Origin of the sequence: Labrys okinawensis, assembly GCF_047345005.1 — a bacterium.
GTDB classification, from domain to species: Bacteria; Pseudomonadota; Alphaproteobacteria; order Rhizobiales; family Labraceae; genus Labrys; species Labrys okinawensis.
Genome location: NZ_CP178864.1, coordinates 2,109,040 through 2,126,944, shown reverse-complemented (window position 1 = coordinate 2,126,944; position 17,905 = coordinate 2,109,040). Strand labels below are relative to the sequence as shown.

The window sequence follows — 17,905 nt, the reverse complement described above, 5'->3', positions numbered from 1 at the left end:
TTGTAGTCAGAGGTCTTAGTGTCTGCCGCATAGTCACTGGCCCACTAACAGCGCCGCCTGCGCCGCTGCGAGCCTTGCGATCGGCACGCGGAAGGGCGAGCAGGAGACGTAGTCGAGCCCGGTCTTCTCGCAGAAGGCGATCGAGGCGGGGTCGCCGCCATGCTCGCCGCAGATGCCGAGCTTGAGGCCCGGGCGCTGCTTGCGGCCGCGTTCGGCGCCGATCTCCACCAGCCCGCCGACACCTTCCTGGTCTATCGAGACGAAGGGGTCGGCGGCGAAGATGCCCTTTTGCACATAGGTGCCGAGGAAGGAGGCGGCGTCGTCGCGCGAGATGCCGATGGTGGTCTGGGTGAGGTCGTTGGTGCCGAAGGAAAAGAACTCGGCGCTTTGCGCGATGTCGCCGGCGCGGATGGCGGCGCGCGGCAGCTCGATCATGGTGCCGACCTGGTAGACCAGCTTGACGCTACGCTCCTTCTCTACCGCCTGCGCCATCGCATCGATATGCGCCTTGACGATATCGAGCTCGGCCCGCGTCGCCACCAACGGCACCATCACTTCCGGCGTAACCGGCTGGCCGGTGGAGGCGGCGGCTTCCACCGCAGCCTCGAAGATGGCGCGCGCCTGCATCTCGGCGATCTCGGGGAAGGCGACTGCCAGGCGGCAGCCGCGGAAGCCGAGCATCGGATTGAATTCGTGCAGTTCCTGGGCGCGGGCCTTGAGCTTGGCCGGCGACACCCCGATCGACGCAGCGACTTCGGCGATCTCGTCCTCCGTATGCGGCAGGAACTCGTGCAGCGGCGGGTCGAGCAGGCGGATGGTCACCGGCAGGCCCGACATGATCTCGAAGAGCTGGCGAAAATCCTCGCGCTGCATCGGCAGCAGCTTGGCGAGAGCGGTGCGGCGGCCCTTCTCGTCATCGGCGAGGATCATCTCGCGCATGGCGACGATGCGGCCCTCGTCGAAGAACATATGCTCGGTGCGGCACAGGCCGATGCCTTCAGCACCGAAGGTGCGGGCCTGGCGGGCATCGGCCGGCGTTTCGGCATTGGTGCGCACCTTCATGCGCCGTACGCCGTCGGCCCAGACCATCAGGTCGGCGAATTCGCCGGAAAGCTCGGGCTGCACCATGGCGATCTTGCCGGCCAGCACCTGCCCGGTAGAACCGTCGATGGTGATGATGTCGCCCTTCCGGAAGGTCTTGCCGCCGGCGATCAGCGTGCCCGTGGCATTGTCGACGCGGATATTGCCCGCGCCGGAAACGCAGGGCTTGCCCCAGCCGCGCGCCACCACGGCAGCGTGCGAGGTCATGCCGCCGAGGCGGGTCAGGATGCCGGACGCCGCCAGCATGCCCTTGATGTCCTCGGGGCTGGTCTCCTGGCGCACCAGGATCACGCTCCTGCCGGCGGCCTTGCCGGCTTCCGCCTCCTCCGAGGAGAAGACGATCTCACCCGAGGCGGCACCGGGGGAGGCTGGCAGGCCGCGCGCGATCTCGATGCGCTCAGCCTTCGGGTCGATGGTGGGATGCAGGAGCTGGTCGAGGGCGGCGGGATCGATGCGGGCGATCGCCTCTTCCTTGCTGATCAGGCCTTCCTTGACCATCTCCACCGCGATGCGCAGCGAGGCCTTGCCCGTGCGCTTGCCCGAGCGGGTCTGCAGCATCCACAGCTTGTTGTCCTCGACCGTGAACTCGATGTCCTGCATGTCACGGTAATGCTTTTCGAGCGTCCTGGTGATGCCGACGAATTCCTGGAAGGCAGCAGGCATCGCTTCCTCCATCGAGGGCTTGCTGGAGCTCGAAGCGGCAGCGGCGGCCCTGGAGATAGGCTGGGGCGTGCGGATGCCGGCGACGACGTCCTCGCCCTGGGCGTTGATCAGGAACTCGCCGTAGAGCGCATGCTCGCCGGTGGAGGGATTGCGGGTAAAGGCAACACCGGTGGCAGAGCTGTCGCCGCGATTGCCGAAGACCATGGCCTGCACATTCACCGCCGTGCCCCATTCCTCCGGGATGGCGTGCAGGGTGCGGTAGGTGATGGCGCGGGCATTCATCCAGGAGGAGAACACTGCAGCGATGGCGCCCCAGAGCTGCTCGTGCGGATCCTGTGGAAATGGATCGCCAAATTCCCGCAGAACTAACGCTTTGTACTCGTCGACAACGGCGCGCCAGTCCTGTTCGCGAAGATCGACGTCGTCGTCAAGGCGGCGACGTTCCTTGTAGGTGTCGAGGATCTCCTCGAAATGGCTGTGGTCGACGCCCAGCACCACGTCCGAATACATGGTGATGAAGCGCCGGTAGCTGTCCCAGGCAAAGCGTTCATTCTTTGAGGCCGCGGCCACGGCGGCCACCGTGGTGTCATTGAGGCCGAGATTGAGCACGGTATCCATCATGCCCGGCATCGAGGCGCGGGCGCCCGAGCGCACCGAGACGAGCAGGGGATTGGCGGCATCGCCGAAGGTCTTGCCGGTGATCCGGCCGATCTCGGCGAGCGCCGCTTCCACCTCGCCCTTCAGCTCCGATGGATAGGAGCGGCCATTGGCGTAATAGTAGGTGCAGACCTCGGTGGTCACAGTAAAGCCCGGCGGCACCGGCAGGCCGATATTCGACATCTCGGCCAGGTTGGCGCCCTTGCCACCCAACAGGTTCTTCATGCCCTGTTCGCCTTCGGCCTTGCCGTCGCCGAACCCGTACACCCACTTCGTCATCACTCTTCCTCGATAATAGCGACGCCACCAGTTCGAGCGTGGGGGCATTACATACCGTTTCTTGATCAATCCGCGGTCCAGCCGCCATCAACCAACAGTGAAGAGCCAGTGATCATGTTTGCTGCGTCGGAGGCGAGGAAAGTGACGGGGCCCATGATATCTTCGAGCTCGCCTACGCGGCCGAGCTTGATCTTCTCTTCTATCCACTTGACGCGGTCAGGATTGGCAAAAGTCTGCTCGGCCAGCGGCGTTCGAATAAAAGTCGGGCAGATCGTGTTGACGCGGATGCGATAGCGCCCCCATTCGATCGCCATCGACTTTGTGAACCCTTCTACGGCATGCTTTGTCGCACTGTAGACAGCTCGATCGATCCCACCGACATGTGCCATTTGCGATGAAATATTGATGAGAGAGCCCGGCCGGCCGACTTCAATCAGCTTTCTGGCAACGACACGAGTGAGGAAATAGGCCCCGCGTAGGTTGATGCCAACCACGGCGTCAAAATCCGAAACGGTTGTGTCGAGCGCCGGTCCGTGCCGCGCGACACCGGCACTGTTGACCAGAATATCGAAGGGTCGCAAGACGGCGACAGTTGCTTCGGTCTCCTCCACGCGATTCACGTCAAGCTTAACGGCTTGTGCGGAATGGCCCATGTCCCGAAGAGCAGACGCCGTCTGCTCAAGCCTCTCGAGCGAACGAGCCGCGAGCGTCACGTGCGCTCCCGCCTCAGCCAATGCGACCGCTGCCGCCTGGCCGATACCCGAGGAAGCGCCGACAACGAGCGCTTCCTTTCCATCCAACCTAAATGTCGGGGTCCGCGGCAGTTGCAGGGGGCTCATTCGGCTGCCTGCCCATAAGCGACGTTTCGACCGCCATAACGTCGAACCCGAACGTTGCATTGCTCGGCGTGCCCGACGAATCCCTCGAGCATACACAAACGGGATCCGTAGGCGCCGATGTTTGCAGCCGCCTCATCAGTCGTCACTTTCTGATAACTGTGCGTTTTCAGAAACTTGCCGACCCAGAGGCCGCCGGTGTAGCGCCCCGCCTTCTTTGTAGGGAGAGTGTGATTGGTGCCAATCACCTTATCTCCGTTGGCAACGTTGGTGCGCGCGCCGAGGAACAGAGCGCCGTAACTGTGCATGTTCTGAAGATACCAATCGTCGCGATCGGTCATCACTTGGACGTGCTCGCTGGCGATGTCGTTGGCCACGTCCAGCATTTCCTCATGGCTGTCGCAAACGATGACTTCGCCGTAGTCCTCCCAGCTTCGCCGCGCTGTGTCGGCGGTTGGAAGAATGGTGAGAATGCGTTCGATCTCAACCAGGGTTGCCCCGGCAAGTGCGGGGCTGTTTGTCAGCAGCACCGCTGGTGAATTGTAACCGTGCTCGGCTTGACCGAGCAGGTCAGTGGCACAGATCTCGGCGTCGACTGTCTCGTCAGCGATCACCATGGTTTCGGTGGGACCGGCAAAGAGATCAATGCCGACGTGGCCATAAAGTTGACGCTTCGCTTCCGCGACAAACGCGTTGCCCGGTCCAACGAGCATGTCGACAGGTTTGATGGTTTCGGTTCCCAAAGCCATCGCGCCGATAGCCTGGATGCCGCCCATGACATAGATTTCGTGAGCGCCGCCGAGCTTCATTGCAGCGATGACGGCTGGGTTTGGCGCTCCCTTGAACGGCGGTGTCGCAGCGATGATCCGAGGTACACCGGCAACGGAGGCGGTCGCGACCGACATATGTGCGGACGCGACCATCGGAAACTTGCCACCAGGGACATAGCAACCGACTGATTGAACCGGAATGTTACGATGACCGAGGATCACGCCGGGAAGAGTCTCGACCTCGATATCCAACATGGAAGCACGTTGGGCCCGCGCGAAATTGCGAACCTGTTCCTGAGCAAATTTGATATCCTCCATGTCTCGGGGCGCGACCTGGTTCATCAGCGCGTCGATCTCCCCCTCGCTCAGCCGAAATGAAGCCGGCGAATACCTGTCGAATTTCTCGGACAACTCCCGGATTACCCCGTCGCCGCGAGTTTCAATGTCCTTAAGGATGTTCTCGACAGTCGACCGAACTTTGGCGTCGTCCTCTGATCGCGCCGCCTCGGGCTTACCTCGCTTCAGGTAGGTGATTGCCATCTGTGTTCTCCCTTTCTCAAGAGAGAGTAATTTGCTACGACCGTGATGCAAGTTTTCAAGGCAGCTTTGCAAAATTTTCAAGGAATGTGTATGAAACCAACCGCAAAAGAGGTCGCGCATGCTGCGGGCGTATCCCTTTCAGCCGTTTCGCGGGCTTTCACGCCGGGGGCATCCCTGGATACGGACAAGCGAAAGCGCATACTCGCGGCAGCCGAGGCAATCGGATATGTGAGCCCGGCTCGACGCACCGCTCAGGCCATTGCCGCGACCACCGTCACCTTGATTGCCGGAGATCTCCTCAATCCCTTCTATCCGATGGTGCTTAACACTCTAGCGAGACAACTGCAGCTTTCAGATAGGCAATTGTTGGTCTACGCGTTACCTGATCACGGCGACATCGATATCATTACAGACCAAATTCTCGCGGCGCGCCCTGCTGCCGTCATCGTTACATCGGCACTACTGTCCTCGCGCCTAGCCCAAGCCTGTCGGCAACATCAAATAAAGGTGGTATTGTTGAATAGGATACAGCGTGATTTTAAACTGAACTCAATTTCCTGCGACAACTACGGTGGCGGGCGCGATATTGCTCAGTTTCTTGTCCAAAATGGCCGAAAGAGAATAGGATTTATTGCCGGGACAGCGGATACCTCTACCCACGTCGAGCGCGCCCGGGGATTCAAAGACCTTCTTCGCGAGGCTGGTCGAAGCCTGCATGCCGAGGCCGCGGGCGACTTCAATTATCATTCCGCTTATGCTGCGGCGATGAGCCTTTACGCGCAGCCAGACGCCCCAGATGCACTATTTTGTTGCAACGACATAATGGCACTCGCAGCCATCGACGCTGCTCGCGAGCGTGGTCTGCGGATCGGTGACGACATTTCGATCGTCGGTTTTGACGACATACCCATGGCAGCATGGACGTCGTATCGCTTGACAACGATACGACAGCCGGTTGATCGGATGATACAAGAAGCCCTAGACATGATAGACGACGAGACCCTGGGGCCGTCGGACGGCGGCGCAGTACACGTATTGCCTGGCAAATTGATTATTCGCGGCAGCGCTTGACGCTCACTTGAGGCAGCAAGGACGATCCCCCCGCGAACACGGCTGGAGCCACGACCCACTCCATTGTACGAGTTCGTCGTTATGCAAATACGGCGCGATTTAGCAACGAAACGGGCCCCTTTTTCACGGCCGGCCATTGACTGGCGATTGCTGTGATCCGGAGATTCATAGAACATTTTCGCCTGGCCCGAACGCAAGGTCGAGATTGCCCGATTTCCCCTCCAGGATATCTCATCAGCGCAAAGCCCGTCGAGCAGCCACCTTTGCCGCCAGCACCATCTAGATGTGTCGAGCCGTTGGTGCTGGATACAGAAAAGCCGAGCGTCAAGCGCAAACTGAAACAAACTGAACACCGCGCCCGCCCTGGCAGTCGCGTCCCCAAGCCTATTCGGCGATTTGGGAGGTCGCCGCATCCGCGGGACTATATTCTCACTGAGTTCAAAGCATAGGAAACTGTGAAAGCGAAGCACGGAATGCTGACATAGTTGCTGTTAAGCCACGTCTTCACTTATCCGATCGGCGGCATCGAGTAAAACCGGTAGAAAGTCACGCTGTAACTCCTCGATGGAACGCCGCATCTTATGGGATCCGACGGCGAGTGCGGCGATAACCTTACCGTTATTGTCAAAAATAGGGACGGCGATGCCGAGAGTGCCGATGTCCATTTCGTCTTCGGCGGTCGCCCAACTCCGCAATCTCACCTTTCGCAACTCTCCGAGAAGCTCCTCCCGATCGGTAATCGTCCGGTACGTCCGCTTCACCAGTGGCCCGTGCTTATGTATGAGGTCATCGATCTCATCGGGTTCCAGCGTCGACAGAAGGACCTTTCCAGCCGCCGCACAATATGCGGGCAACGTGTCCCCTACCCCAAGCCTGGCGGAGTAAATCCGCCTTTTCTGATCCCGTGCGACGAACCGTATCTTCAGGCCGTCGAGCACGGAAACAGAGAACGGCTCATTCATTCTATTTGAGAGCTCGATCACCCGCGCAGCCGCGCGGAGCCAACGAGTGTCGCGGGCCAAAGCACCTTGGCCAATGGTTGCAATCTTATCGGTCAGAACAAACGAAGACTTGCTTTGCTCGAGATATCCAAGGTTCACAAGTGTCAACAGGAAACGCCGCGCTGCCGCACGGCTTATCCCGACGAAATCTGCCGTCTCGCTGGTGGTTACAGACCGCACTTCAGGACTGAAGATTTCGAGTATTCGCATGCCGCGCGCCAGCGAGAGCGAGTAGTCGTTGCTCTGATCCTCGACCTCTTCTGTGACCGCCATCGTGTGCTCCCCGTCTTCTTGCGATTTACATTACCGAATGCGCATCCGCCATAGAAATGGCGGATGCGCGAGGAATCAGTAATAATATCGCTGCTTGACGCGTCCTGCCTCTCGCTGCTCAACCAGCGCGCGGGTCTTGGTGTCAGAGGTCACCTCTGCACCGACGACGTCCCACCAGACACCCGATCCCGGCGGGAACCGATAGCGCTCGGTGGGCACGACGATCATGCACGGACCCTGCTCTTCACGGGCAGCGCGAAGGGCTGATCGAACCTCTTCCTCATCCGTCGCGAGCCAAGCTTTAACCCCAAGGCTTTCGGCGTTCTTGACGTAATCGACCTCAACAAACGAGCCTTTGTCCAGAAGGCCGCTATCTTGGTCGCGCACTTTGAACTCGTTGCCCAGTGAATGCCCCACAAGGGCTTTCTGATGTCCGTGAATGGACTGATAGCCATTGTTTACGTTCAGAATGACAGTGATCTTGGTCCGCTCCTGAACTGCGGTGATCAGCTCGAGCGGATGCATCTGATAATTCCCGTCTCCCATCAGAACCAGGACCTCGCCTGTCGTTCCCGTTAGCTTGACGCCGATCGCAGCCGGGATGTCATAACCCATGCAGGAGTTGCCGAATTCGATGTGAACCGTCTTCCCCCCGTTGACGTCGAACAACTTGGTCAAATCGGAAGGAACTGTCCCGGCTGCTGCGAGCAGCGTATCGCCAGAGCGCATCTCTTTGTTGATGACCCCAATCAGATGACCCTGGCTAATCTTTTCTCCCACTGGAGTGACGAAGACCTCGCTCCGCTTGGTGTGTTCCCAACCTTCACGGAGTTGCTTGGCTTTGGAGACCCACTCGGTATTCGGCTTCAGTCCGGCTTCGGAAGCCGCCTGCGAAAGCTGGCGTAGCGCGATCCTTGCATCTGCGGTCACGGGGAGCGCCCCAAGTTTGTAGGCGTCGCGGCCGTTCACGTTGATGCAGACGAATTTCACATCGGGATTCTCGAAAGCCGAATTCGAACCCGTCACGAAGTCGTGCAGGCGGGTACCAATGCAAATGACGAGATCGGCCTCCACAGCGATCCGTCCTGCAGATGGCGTACCCAAATGACCAGTTCCTCCTAGGAGCATGTGGGAACCGTTCTTGATTGCTCCGCGGCCCGCATGCGTTTCGCCGACAGGAATACCAAATCGTTCCGCAAATTCCGCCAGTTCGTCCCATGCTTCGGAGTAATGGATACCTCCACCTGCAATAATATATGGCTTCTTGGCCGACTTGAGCAGTTCTATAGTCTCGCGAATGCGGTCGGGATTGGGATGTTGCCGCTCGATTCGCCAGACCTTCTTTCTGAAGAAGCTTACCGGGTAGTCGTAGGCATACCCTTGGATGTCCTGGGAAAGTGCGATGGTAACCGCGCCTGTATCAGACGGGCTGGTCAATATGCGCATTGCTTCCGGCAGCGATGCGAGAATCTGCTCGGGCCGCGTGATGCGGTCGTAAAATCGGCTAACGACTCGGAACGTGTCCGTGACAGACATATCGTCCGAAGTGAGATGATCGATGTCCTGCAGCACCTTCCCCTGATACCGAGAGGCGTAGTAGTCGGACGGCAGCAGCAGCACCGGAATTCTGCAAATTGTTGCCGTAGCTGCTCCGGTGATCATGTTGGTTGCGCCGGGACCTATGGATGTCGTGCAGGCCATAGTGGCCTTCCGCCGCATTGCGCGCGCAAACCCGGTCGCCGCGTGGACCATCGACTGCTCGTTCTTGGGCTGATGATACGGCAGATCGGCTCCGCACTCGACCAGTGCTTGACTCATTCCGGACACATTGCCATGCCCGAAAATTCCCCAAATCCCCTGAATGAAACGCTGCTCTTGCCCGTCGTACTCGCTGTACTGAGCTTGAAGAAACTTCACGAGCGCTTGCGAAAGTGTAAGGCGCTCTTTCTTTTCAGATGAATAGAAGTCCATGATCTTTCTAACCTTCAAATCTGCGGGTCAGTTTGCCCGCTTGTTCCGATGCCGGTATCGGTCCGCGACCACGGCGGCGACTACGATGACCCCTTTGGCTATCGCGATGTAGAAGACGTTGATCCCGAGAAAGGTGAAGCCTGACGTTAAAACCCCCAGGATCAATACGCCGACAACTGTTCCTGGAACGCGGCCGACACCGCCCATCAGCGAGGTTCCACCGATGACGACGGCCGAGATGGCGTCCAATTCCCACATAAGGCCGGTGCCAGATTGCGCAGTTTCTGCGCGAGACGTCTGAATGACCGCGGCTAGCCCATACAATAGACCCGCGATACTGTAGACGAGCACTTTATGGCGCCCAACATTGACACCGGCCATGCGCGCGGCCAGTTCGTTCGACCCGATGGCGTAGGTTCGTCGACCATACAATGTCCGAGTCATCAAAATGTGGAAGACCGCGACGACACCAAGAAAGATCCAGATCGGCGTTGCGCCCGCCCCGAAGCTAGCGAACTCCGGAGTGAAAAAGCTCACTTGCTTGCCCGACGTATACCAACGAGCCAACCCCCGCGCGATCACAAGCATTGCAAGGGTGGCAATAAATGGGGGAATCCCGGTTATCGCTATGATGGAACCGTTGATCAGCCCGAGCACAGCGCCGATCGCGAGTCCCACTAAGAGAGGGAGAATTATCGGCAGATCGGTCAGGGAAGGATACACTGCCTCTCCTGCAGAGGAGGCTTGAGCGAGTGAAGCCGCAACGAGTCCCGCAAACGCGACGATCGAGCCTCCTGAAAGATCTATTCCTGCCATGACGATGATCTGCGTCACTCCGACCGCCATGATCCCAATGATCGCCATCTGTAAGACGATGATGTAGATCCGCTCGATATTGAATATGAAGCTTTGACCATGGATGACCCATCCGGCGACCTCGAATACCAAGGCCACTCCGATAAGGACGAGGAGAATCCCGGCTTCACGTGGAAGCATTATCGGCTTCTTTTGTGCAATGTTGCTCATCTTAGCGCATCCCGAATTTCGCACCTTGGCGATACCGATCTGCGATGACGGCAGCCAGAATGATAAGCCCCTTGGCAACTTCCTGGTAGTAAAAGTCGATGCGAAGGAAGGTGAAGCCAGATGTAATAACGCCTAGAATTAGTACTCCGATAACGGTTCCAGATATTCGACCGCGTCCACCGAATAGTGATGTTCCGCCAATGACCGCAGCGGAGATTGCGTCCAGCTCGTACATAAGGCCCATGCCTGGCTGCGCCATCGTCGCGCGGGCACACATCACAACCCCCGCCAGACCCGCCAAGCCACCAGCGATCGTGTAGACTAGAACCTTGTGGGATTTGACATTTATTCCCGAGACGCGAGCGGCCTCGACGTTCGAGCCAATGGCATATGTGCGCCGTCCATAGAGGGTCTTAGCGAGCACAACATAAAAAAGGAGTGCCACGATGGCAAAAATCACGATAGGTGCTGCCCCGGAGCCCAGTGCATTGAACCCATCTGTGAGGCCAACCACTGGGTTGCCGTTGTTATACAGAACGGCAAGTCCACGTGCGCTCACCATCATTCCGAGCGTTGGAATGAAAGGCGGAACACCGGTATAAGCTGTGATCGCTCCGTTTACCCATCCCGCCACGCAACCAACCGCGATCCCGACGAATAGCGGGACAATTGTGGGCAAGTCAGCCAAGGCTGAAAAATACATTGCGTAACCGTTGGCAGCTTGGCCGAAGCTGGCTGCGACCATTGCGCTTAGCGCTGCGACCGAGCCACTGGAGAGGTCGATGCCACCCGTTATAATGACCTGGGTGACGCCAATCGCGATGATGCCAATCACGGCCACTTGAAGGACTATAATAGGAAGGCGCCGGGTGTTGAAAACAAAGCTCTGGCCCATCACAAGCCATCCCAAGAGCTCGAACGCGAGTACCACCCCAATGAAAATCAGGAAGATGCTCGCGTCCGCTGGGAGGAACCTCTTAATCGACATTGACGGCTCCTCAGATGTAGCTGGCGTTTTCATGAACGCCAGTTTCGAGGCCCGTGATCATGGAGACGATTTCGTTGCCATTCGTGGACTTTGCGTCGAGGGTGCCCGCGATGCGGCCGCGCCGAAACACCACGATCCGATCTACCAGGTTCAGCACCTGCCTGAGGTTGTGACTGATGAGGATCAAGGGTACGCCTTGGTCCTTGAGAGTCCGGATAATATTCTCGACTTGCGTTGTTTCCTGAACGCCAAGAGCGGCGGTCGGTTCGTCCATGATAATAAGCTTGGAGGCGAAAGTAGCGGAACGAGAGATCGCGACGCACTGCCGCTGTCCACCTGACATATTTCCAATTGTGTTGTGCAGGTTGGGGATCTTCACTGCAGTCCGCGTTAGACCCTCTTCGGCCATCCTCAGCATCTTCTTTTCATTGAGAAAGCTAAACGGGCCGAGATTGAAATACACTTCTTCCCGACCAAGGAAGATGTTTGCGGGCACATCGAGGTCGTCCGCGAGCGCTAGGTTCTGGAATACAGTCTCGATACCAGCTCGTCGCGCGTCGAGCGGACTTTGGAAGGAGACCTCTTGGTCCTCAAAAATTATCGAGCCTGAGGTGGGCTGTTCGACGCCCGTGATCTGCCGCACAAAGGTAGACTTGCCTGCCCCGTTGTCACCCACGATCGCGATATGCTCGCCCTTGCGAATCTCGAAGTCAGCGTCCACGAGTGCATGCACTCCGCCATAGTGCTTCGTAAGACCGCGAGTGCTAAGTACGATATCGGGCACCTTATTTCCTCCCTGTGAATTGGAGCGGGACGACAGTTGTTGCCCCGCTCGATCTGCCGAAGGCGAACCTTACTTAAACTTGTTTAGGTTTTCCTTGGTCACGGGAACGAAGGGAACATCAATATACTTGTCCACCTTTTCACCGCCGATGATTTTGAGTGCGGCGTCGATGCTGTTGGTTGCCTGGCTCTTGGCGTTCTGAAACACGGTGATGTCCATGTCGCCAGCCTCGATCGATTTGATTGCGTCCGGCGTTGCGTCGATCCCGGCGATCACAACATCTTTCATCGAAATGCCAGCAGACTTCATGGCTTGGACCGCTCCGAGCGCCATCTCGTCATTATTGGCTAACACGATGGACGGCTTCATTCCGGCGGAGAGCCAATTTGCTACGATGTCCTGGGCCTTTGTTCGCTGCCATTCGCCCTCCTGCTCGGCGAGGACTTTAATGTTCTTGCAGCCGTCGGTGGCCAACACGTCCTTGACCGCTTTCGTGCGGTTTTGGGCATCTTCATTGCGCAGGAAGCCGATCAGGATGACTGCATCACCCTTACCGCCAGCGGCTTTGCAGGCGGCTTCGCCTTCGAGCTTGCCGGCCTGATAGTTGTCCGATCCGACATAAGTCACCTTGCCGTCGAAAGTGTTCAGATCGGCCGGACGGCGATTGACATAGACGAGCGGGATTCCTGCCTGCTTCGCGAGCTTCGTGATTGCGGGAGTGGACTCGGTGCTGACGGGTGCCACGACGATCGCGTCTACGCCCGACGCAATGAAGTTTTGGACCTGACTCAGTTGGGTACCGACGTCCTCGCGGGCATCCTCGACGAGAAGTTTGTCGCCTTTGCCCTCGGCGTAGCTCTTGGCTGCCTCGCGAAGGATCGTCTGGAAATTATCGTCGAAGTTCGGACTCGAGTAGCCGATTGTCGCTGCAGTGGCGCTACCAGCGAGCAGAGCCATAAAACCCGCCGCGGTGATGAATTTGCCTACGTTCATATTCTCCTCCCGAGATTTGGGCATAGTGCCCGGCTTTAAAGTCAGGATCGGCCCAAGCCGATCCTCTGGCCCGAATGGGCAGGACATCCGGCTAGGCCGGAATTCTTGTCAGATCAGGTCTGTCCATTGGCTGCCGTTCTTCGCCGAACGGGCCATTGCGTGGATCAACTCGATGGAATGAAGGCCGTCTTCTGCGGTCGGATAATCGAGAGCCAACGGATTAGGCTGAGCACCAACCTTTGCCGCCTCGATTACATCGCCAAGGTCGCGGTAAATGTTAGCAAAGGCCTCCACCATGCCCTCCGCATGGCCGACGGTGACATGACCCGCCCTCAGGGATGCCGGCGAGAGCCCGGCCGAACCTCTCTCGATAATCCGCGTGGGCTCATTGAGTGGTGTGTATAGAAGTTGATTAGGCTGCTCCTGCTTCCAACTCAGACCACCCACTTCTCCAAAGACCTGAAGCGTCAAGCCGTGCGTGCGCCCGATTGCAAGCCCGCTTGCCCACAGCCGTCCGATTGCACCGCCATCCATGCGAAACGCGGTCGAAGAATCATCTTCCAGCTCGCGACTGGTGATACCGTGTGCAAAGTCGCTCGACACCTTCGTGACCTTCTGGCCGGTCACGAAGCAGGCCATGTGCATAGCGTGAATCCCGCAGTCTACCGAAACCGCCGAAACACCGGCCTGCTTAGGATCGAATCTCCACCGTACTCTCGGGTTGTCAGCATCGGCGGCATCCGCCATGAAGCCCCCGGCGAATTCGGCGACGACCACGCGAATCTTGCCCAGCACGCCGTCCGCTACCATCGCCTTCATCTGGCGGACCAAAGGATAGCCCGAATATCCGTAGTTGACTCCGCACACCCGGTTCGCGCGCTTGGCCACCGCCACGAGCTCGCGAGCCTCTTCGACCGTCATCGTCATCGGCTTCTCGCAGAGCACGTGGAAGCCATTTTCGAGAAAAGCCTTTGAGATTTCAAAGTGTGTCACGTTGGGCGTGGCGACCGTAACAAGCTCCACTCTGTCGTCGCGCGACCTCTCGCCTTGCAGCATCTCCCACCAGTCGCCATAGGCACGCGCCCGGTCGACGCCGAGCGAGATTGCGAATTCTCTTCCACGGGCCGGGTCCACATCGAGCGCACCCGCGGCGAACTTGAACTTTCTGTCGAGCGCTGAACCCGCACGATGGGCGAATCCGATTTGGCTACCTTCGCCGCCGCCGACAATGCCCCAGTTCATCGTTTTCATCATTCCTCCCATTGTGCGATAATAGCACAAATATTCCATTAATTTGTACGATGGGTATCGAGTCTCTTTCGCACTGTCAACAACTAAAAATGGCCGATCTGACGGATTATTGCCACTACTCAATGACTTTTTGGCGCCAACTCATTCCCTTTAGAGTCTCTACGGGTTTACAATTATCGCCCAAATTGTGCGTTTTTTGTTGACACCCTTTCGGCATCGCCTTACTGCTGCCATCGCAACAAGGAAGGCCTTAATGAAAATAGGAAACGCGCCATGCTCGTGGGGCGTCGAATTCGCCAACGACCCCAGAAATCCTAGGTGGGGGGCCGTGCTCGACGAATGCTCCGCCGCCGGCTATCAAGGCATCGACCTTGGCCCCGTCGGTTTTTTCCCAGAAGATGCTGGCAAGTTGCGGGATGCTTTGGCGTCCAGAGGATTGACCCTCTCCAGCGCCGTCGTCTTCCAACCATTTCACGACTCCTCCGCTTGGGAGAAGGTCAAGGACGCGCACATCCGGACCTGTCGCAGCCTTGTCGCCCAAGGCGCGAAGCAGTTGGTTCTCATCGACTCGATCGCCCCCGAAAGAACTCGGACCCTCGGAAGGCCTGGAGATGCCCCGCAATTGTCGCCGGCAGACTGGACCGGCTTCGTGGCCCGCATCCGGGAAGCCTGCGCCATCGCTGTCGGTGAGTTTGGACTCACCGCATCGATCCACGCGCACGCTGGGGGTTACTGCGACTTCGAAGACGAACACGACAGGCTCCTATCAGCGGTCGACGAACGTCTTCTCAAGGTTTGCCTGGACACGGCTCACTCGACGCTTGCTGGAATGAACCCGCTCGAGCTTGCCGAACGCTACGCACATCGCATCTCGCATGTGCACCTCAAGGACATCGATCCCGAGAAAAAGGCCGTGGTCGTCCGCGATCATATCGAGTTCTATAAGGCATGCTCAGAGGACATGTTCTGCCAGATGGGGAAAGGCGAAGTCGACTTCGCCGCGTTGCGCCAGTTCCTTGAAAAGATCGAGTATCAAGGATGGTGCACGGTGGAGCAGGACTGTGCGCCTGACGCCATGGTGAGCAAGGTCGACATGGCCCGTGCAAACCGCGAATACCTCTCGTCCGTCGGTTTCTGACGGAGAACCCTAATGGGCGGGATGCGCGTACTTGTCACTGGATCGACGGGTAATCTCGGCGAGAAGGCCGTCACGGCCCTCCGGGCGTTGAGCGATGTTGCAGTCGTGAGGATCGGCCGCAACTCCAAAGGCGTCGGGGACGTGATACCCGCTGACCTTGAGGTCTTTGACCCAAAATGGGCTCAGGCGTTCGTCGGCGTAGACACGGTGCTCCATCTGGCGGCTGACCCGAAACCTGTCGCAACTTGGGAATCAGTCCAGACGCTCAACGTCGATCTGGCTCTCAATGTCCTCAGGGCTTCCGAGGAAGCCGGCGTGCGGCGTTTCGTCTTCGCAAGCTCCAACTGGATCCTTGGTGGATACAGGTTCACCAATCAGACGCTCGCCGCAGACACACCCCCGCGTCCGATAAATCCCTACGGTGCCTCAAAATTGTTCGTCGAACGGGTCGGCATCTCTCAATCCATGCGCACAGGCATGGCATTCCTTTCGCTCCGTATCGGGTATTGCGCGCCCGCCGAAAATGCTCCGGGTCCGCACATGGCATTTGGCCGGTGGGGGCAGGAAATGTGGCTATCCAATGAAGATTGGGCTCAAGCCGTAGTGAAATCATCCACGGCTCCATTCGAAGGGGCGGCGGTGATCAACATTATGTCGGAAAACCGCGGGACGCGCTGGGACCTGGAAGGTGCTCGAGCCGCTATCGGGTATGTGCCAACATCCCGGCACATCCCAACTCTTGGACCGATGGACAAGGTCCGAGACTTCGCAGCGCGCCTCCGCGAGGCCGTATTGCCGCAGTTCTCCGACGTTCCGAGATTTGGGAGGAGATGGTAATGCAAAAAATATTGGTGGTGCAGCCGCTGCATCCGAAGGCTCTCGCGATGCTTGAAGCCAGGTCGGACATCGAGTTCGAGGTCGTTACGGACTTCGCCGAGGAAAATCTGCTCCAACGTGTTGCGGACGCTGACGGCATCACTGTGCGTGACGCCAAGCTCAGTGAGGCGGTGCTTGCCGCGGCACCTAAGCTACGTGTTGTGTCACGGCACGGCGTCGGCTTCGACAACATTCCTGTCAACTATTGCTCGTCACGCGGAATACCCGTCACCGTGGTCGGGCCGGTGAACGCGATTTCCGTTGCCGAGCACACGATCTTTCTCATGCTGGCGGCTGCAAGAGTGGGCGTGCACCTCGATCAGTCGGTCCGCGACGGTCGCTTTTCGGAACGAAGCAATTCCCTCAGCCTGGAGCTTAGCGGCAAGACGATCCTCCTGATTGGCTATGGCCGCATCGGACGGGAGGTCGCGAAGCGAGCAAGGGCGTTCAACATGGAAGTCGCTGTTTACGATCCCTATTTGAACGCAACCGAAGAAGGTGTGACACGGTTTGCTTCCCTTGAAGAGGCCCTACCGACTGCCGATGTCGTTTCTCTCCATGTTCCGTTGACGCCGGAGACACGCAACATTCTCGGTGCGGAGGAGCTTGCGCTCCTCCCACTTAATGCGATCGTCGTCAATGCCAGCCGCGGCGGGCTGATCGATGAGACTGCGCTGGCGGAAGCTGTAGCAAGGGGCGCGATCCACGGCGCGGGTCTGGATACCTTCGACCAGGAACCTCTTCCGGTCACGTCTCCTTTGGTGGGGCAGAATCGCATTGTCTTGAGCCCCCATTCGGCGGCGCTTACCGAAGGCTCGCTCATCGCCATGGGAATGAAGACGGTCGAAAACGTCCTTGGCGGGCTGGACGGCCGCCTTGACGCACAGTTCGTGGTCAATGCTGCAGCGATCGAAGGGAAGTGAGATGAGACCGAACAGGGTTCGACAATGCTGGAGCCAAGGCAAGGCGGCGGTGTCGGGATGGCTGTCAATTGGCGACAGCTACACGGCCGAAATCGTTGGGCTGAGCGGAGTGGACTGCGTCACCGTAGACCTCCAACATGCGATGACCGACATCTCCGACATGATCATCATGTTGCAGGCCATCTCGGCGACTCCGGCCACGCCGTTCGTCCGGGTACCGAACTTGGAACCGGGCGTCATCATGAAGGCACTCGACGCAGGCAGTTATGGGATTATCTGCCCGCTGGTGAACACGGTCCACGATGCAGTATGCCTCGTAAATGCGTCGTCCTATCCACCCCTCGGGGGCCGAAGTTTCGGCCCGGCCCGAGGTCTTCTCTACGGTGGCCCGGACTACCCGCTGCATGCGAACCACACGATCGTAAGGTTCGCCATGATCGAGACGCGCGAGGGCCTTGCCGAGGTCGAAGCGATCTGCGCAGTCCCGGGACTGGACGGAATATTCATCGGTCCAAGCGACCTTGGCCTCAATCTGGGAAAAGGAACGGCAGCGGACCCAACCGATGCCGAGGTTCGCTCGGCCATCGACCACTGCCTTTCAACGGCAAAGGCTGCTGGAAAAAGAGCGGGACTGTTCTGCCCGTCTGGCTCGGTCGCAAAAGGACGAGCGGATCAGGGCTTCGATTTTGTCGTGCCGAATAGCGACGTGAACTTGCTGAAGTCCGCGCTGGCGGGCGAGCTGGCAGCATTTGTCGGAGGCTGAC

15 protein-coding genes are annotated in these 17,905 nt (G+C 58.5%); 5 read left to right on the top strand and 10 right to left on the bottom strand.

Going from position 1 to position 17,905, the window contains the following annotated elements:
* Window positions 1-33: 33 nt before the first annotated feature.
* From ppdK to hisD, 3 genes are all read right to left on the bottom strand, one after another.
* Window positions 34-2,700, bottom strand: coding sequence for a pyruvate, phosphate dikinase (gene ppdK / locus ACMDCR_RS10070; protein ID WP_413992397.1), 2,667 nt, complete (start codon window positions 2,698-2,700; stop codon window positions 34-36).
* 65 nt (window positions 2,701-2,765) lie between these two features.
* Entirely contained in the window at window positions 2,766-3,539 is a 774-nt protein-coding gene (locus ACMDCR_RS10065; RefSeq protein WP_413992396.1) for an SDR family NAD(P)-dependent oxidoreductase, read from the bottom strand.
* On the bottom strand, window positions 3,536-4,846 hold the full coding sequence (gene hisD, locus ACMDCR_RS10060) for a histidinol dehydrogenase (RefSeq protein WP_413992395.1): 1,311 nt from the start codon (window positions 4,844-4,846) through the stop codon (window positions 3,536-3,538). The genes ACMDCR_RS10065 and hisD overlap by 4 nt, the downstream gene beginning before the upstream one ends.
* A 90-nt stretch (window positions 4,847-4,936) precedes the next feature.
* Between hisD and ACMDCR_RS10055 the strand changes: the two genes are divergently transcribed.
* Window positions 4,937-5,917 carry a substrate-binding domain-containing protein gene (locus tag ACMDCR_RS10055; RefSeq protein ID WP_413992394.1) on the top strand — a complete coding sequence of 327 codons (981 nt, stop codon included), beginning with the start codon at window positions 4,937-4,939 and terminating at the stop codon, window positions 5,915-5,917.
* A gap of 491 nt (window positions 5,918-6,408) precedes the next feature.
* On the opposite strand, the gene ACMDCR_RS10050 is transcribed toward ACMDCR_RS10055, so the two are convergent.
* The 7 genes from ACMDCR_RS10050 to ACMDCR_RS10020 all read right to left on the bottom strand — a co-directional run bounded on the left by ACMDCR_RS10050 (window position 6,409) and on the right by ACMDCR_RS10020 (window position 14,207).
* Window positions 6,409-7,191 (bottom strand): IclR family transcriptional regulator C-terminal domain-containing protein, encoded by a 783-nt coding sequence (locus tag ACMDCR_RS10050; RefSeq protein WP_413992393.1) that lies wholly within the window; start codon window positions 7,189-7,191, stop codon window positions 6,409-6,411.
* A gap of 75 nt (window positions 7,192-7,266) precedes the next feature.
* Window positions 7,267-9,162: a 3D-(3,5/4)-trihydroxycyclohexane-1,2-dione acylhydrolase (decyclizing) gene (iolD, locus tag ACMDCR_RS10045; protein WP_413992392.1), complete on the bottom strand. Its 1,896-nt coding sequence runs from the start codon at window positions 9,160-9,162 to the stop codon at window positions 7,267-7,269.
* A gap of 27 nt (window positions 9,163-9,189) precedes the next feature.
* Window positions 9,190-10,188 carry an ABC transporter permease gene (locus ACMDCR_RS10040; RefSeq protein ID WP_413992391.1) on the bottom strand — a complete coding sequence of 333 codons (999 nt, stop codon included), beginning with the start codon at window positions 10,186-10,188 and terminating at the stop codon, window positions 9,190-9,192.
* A 1-nt stretch (window position 10,189) separates the two neighbouring features.
* Complete coding sequence (locus ACMDCR_RS10035; RefSeq protein ID WP_413992390.1) at window positions 10,190-11,176, bottom strand: ABC transporter permease; 987 nt, start codon at window positions 11,174-11,176, stop codon at window positions 10,190-10,192.
* Window positions 11,177-11,186: 10 nt separating this feature from the next.
* Window positions 11,187-11,960: an ATP-binding cassette domain-containing protein gene (locus ACMDCR_RS10030; protein ID WP_413992389.1), complete on the bottom strand. Its 774-nt coding sequence runs from the start codon at window positions 11,958-11,960 to the stop codon at window positions 11,187-11,189.
* Window positions 11,961-12,029: 69 nt separating this feature from the next.
* Window positions 12,030-12,953, bottom strand: a complete 924-nt coding sequence (locus ACMDCR_RS10025; RefSeq protein ID WP_413992388.1) for a sugar ABC transporter substrate-binding protein — start codon at window positions 12,951-12,953, stop codon at window positions 12,030-12,032.
* A 108-nt stretch (window positions 12,954-13,061) separates the two neighbouring features.
* Complete coding sequence (locus ACMDCR_RS10020; RefSeq protein WP_413992387.1) at window positions 13,062-14,207, bottom strand: Gfo/Idh/MocA family protein; 1,146 nt, start codon at window positions 14,205-14,207, stop codon at window positions 13,062-13,064.
* A gap of 325 nt (window positions 14,208-14,532) precedes the next feature.
* On the opposite strand from ACMDCR_RS10020, the gene ACMDCR_RS10015 reads away from it, so the two are divergent.
* The 4 genes from ACMDCR_RS10015 to ACMDCR_RS10000 are packed head-to-tail and all read left to right on the top strand — an operon-like array spanning window position 14,533 to window position 17,904.
* Entirely contained in the window at window positions 14,533-15,342 is an 810-nt protein-coding gene (locus ACMDCR_RS10015) for a sugar phosphate isomerase/epimerase family protein (protein WP_413992386.1), read from the top strand.
* Window positions 15,343-15,354: 12 nt separating this feature from the next.
* Complete coding sequence (locus ACMDCR_RS10010; protein ID WP_413992385.1) at window positions 15,355-16,179, top strand: NAD-dependent epimerase/dehydratase family protein; 825 nt, start codon at window positions 15,355-15,357, stop codon at window positions 16,177-16,179.
* A complete protein-coding gene (locus ACMDCR_RS10005; RefSeq protein ID WP_413992384.1) occupies window positions 16,179-17,141 on the top strand; it encodes a hydroxyacid dehydrogenase in 963 nt (320 codons plus the stop codon). The genes ACMDCR_RS10010 and ACMDCR_RS10005 overlap by 1 nt, the downstream gene beginning before the upstream one ends.
* A gap of 1 nt (window position 17,142) precedes the next feature.
* Complete coding sequence (locus tag ACMDCR_RS10000; RefSeq protein ID WP_413992383.1) at window positions 17,143-17,904, top strand: HpcH/HpaI aldolase family protein; 762 nt, start codon at window positions 17,143-17,145, stop codon at window positions 17,902-17,904.
* Window position 17,905: the final 1 nt, after the last annotated feature.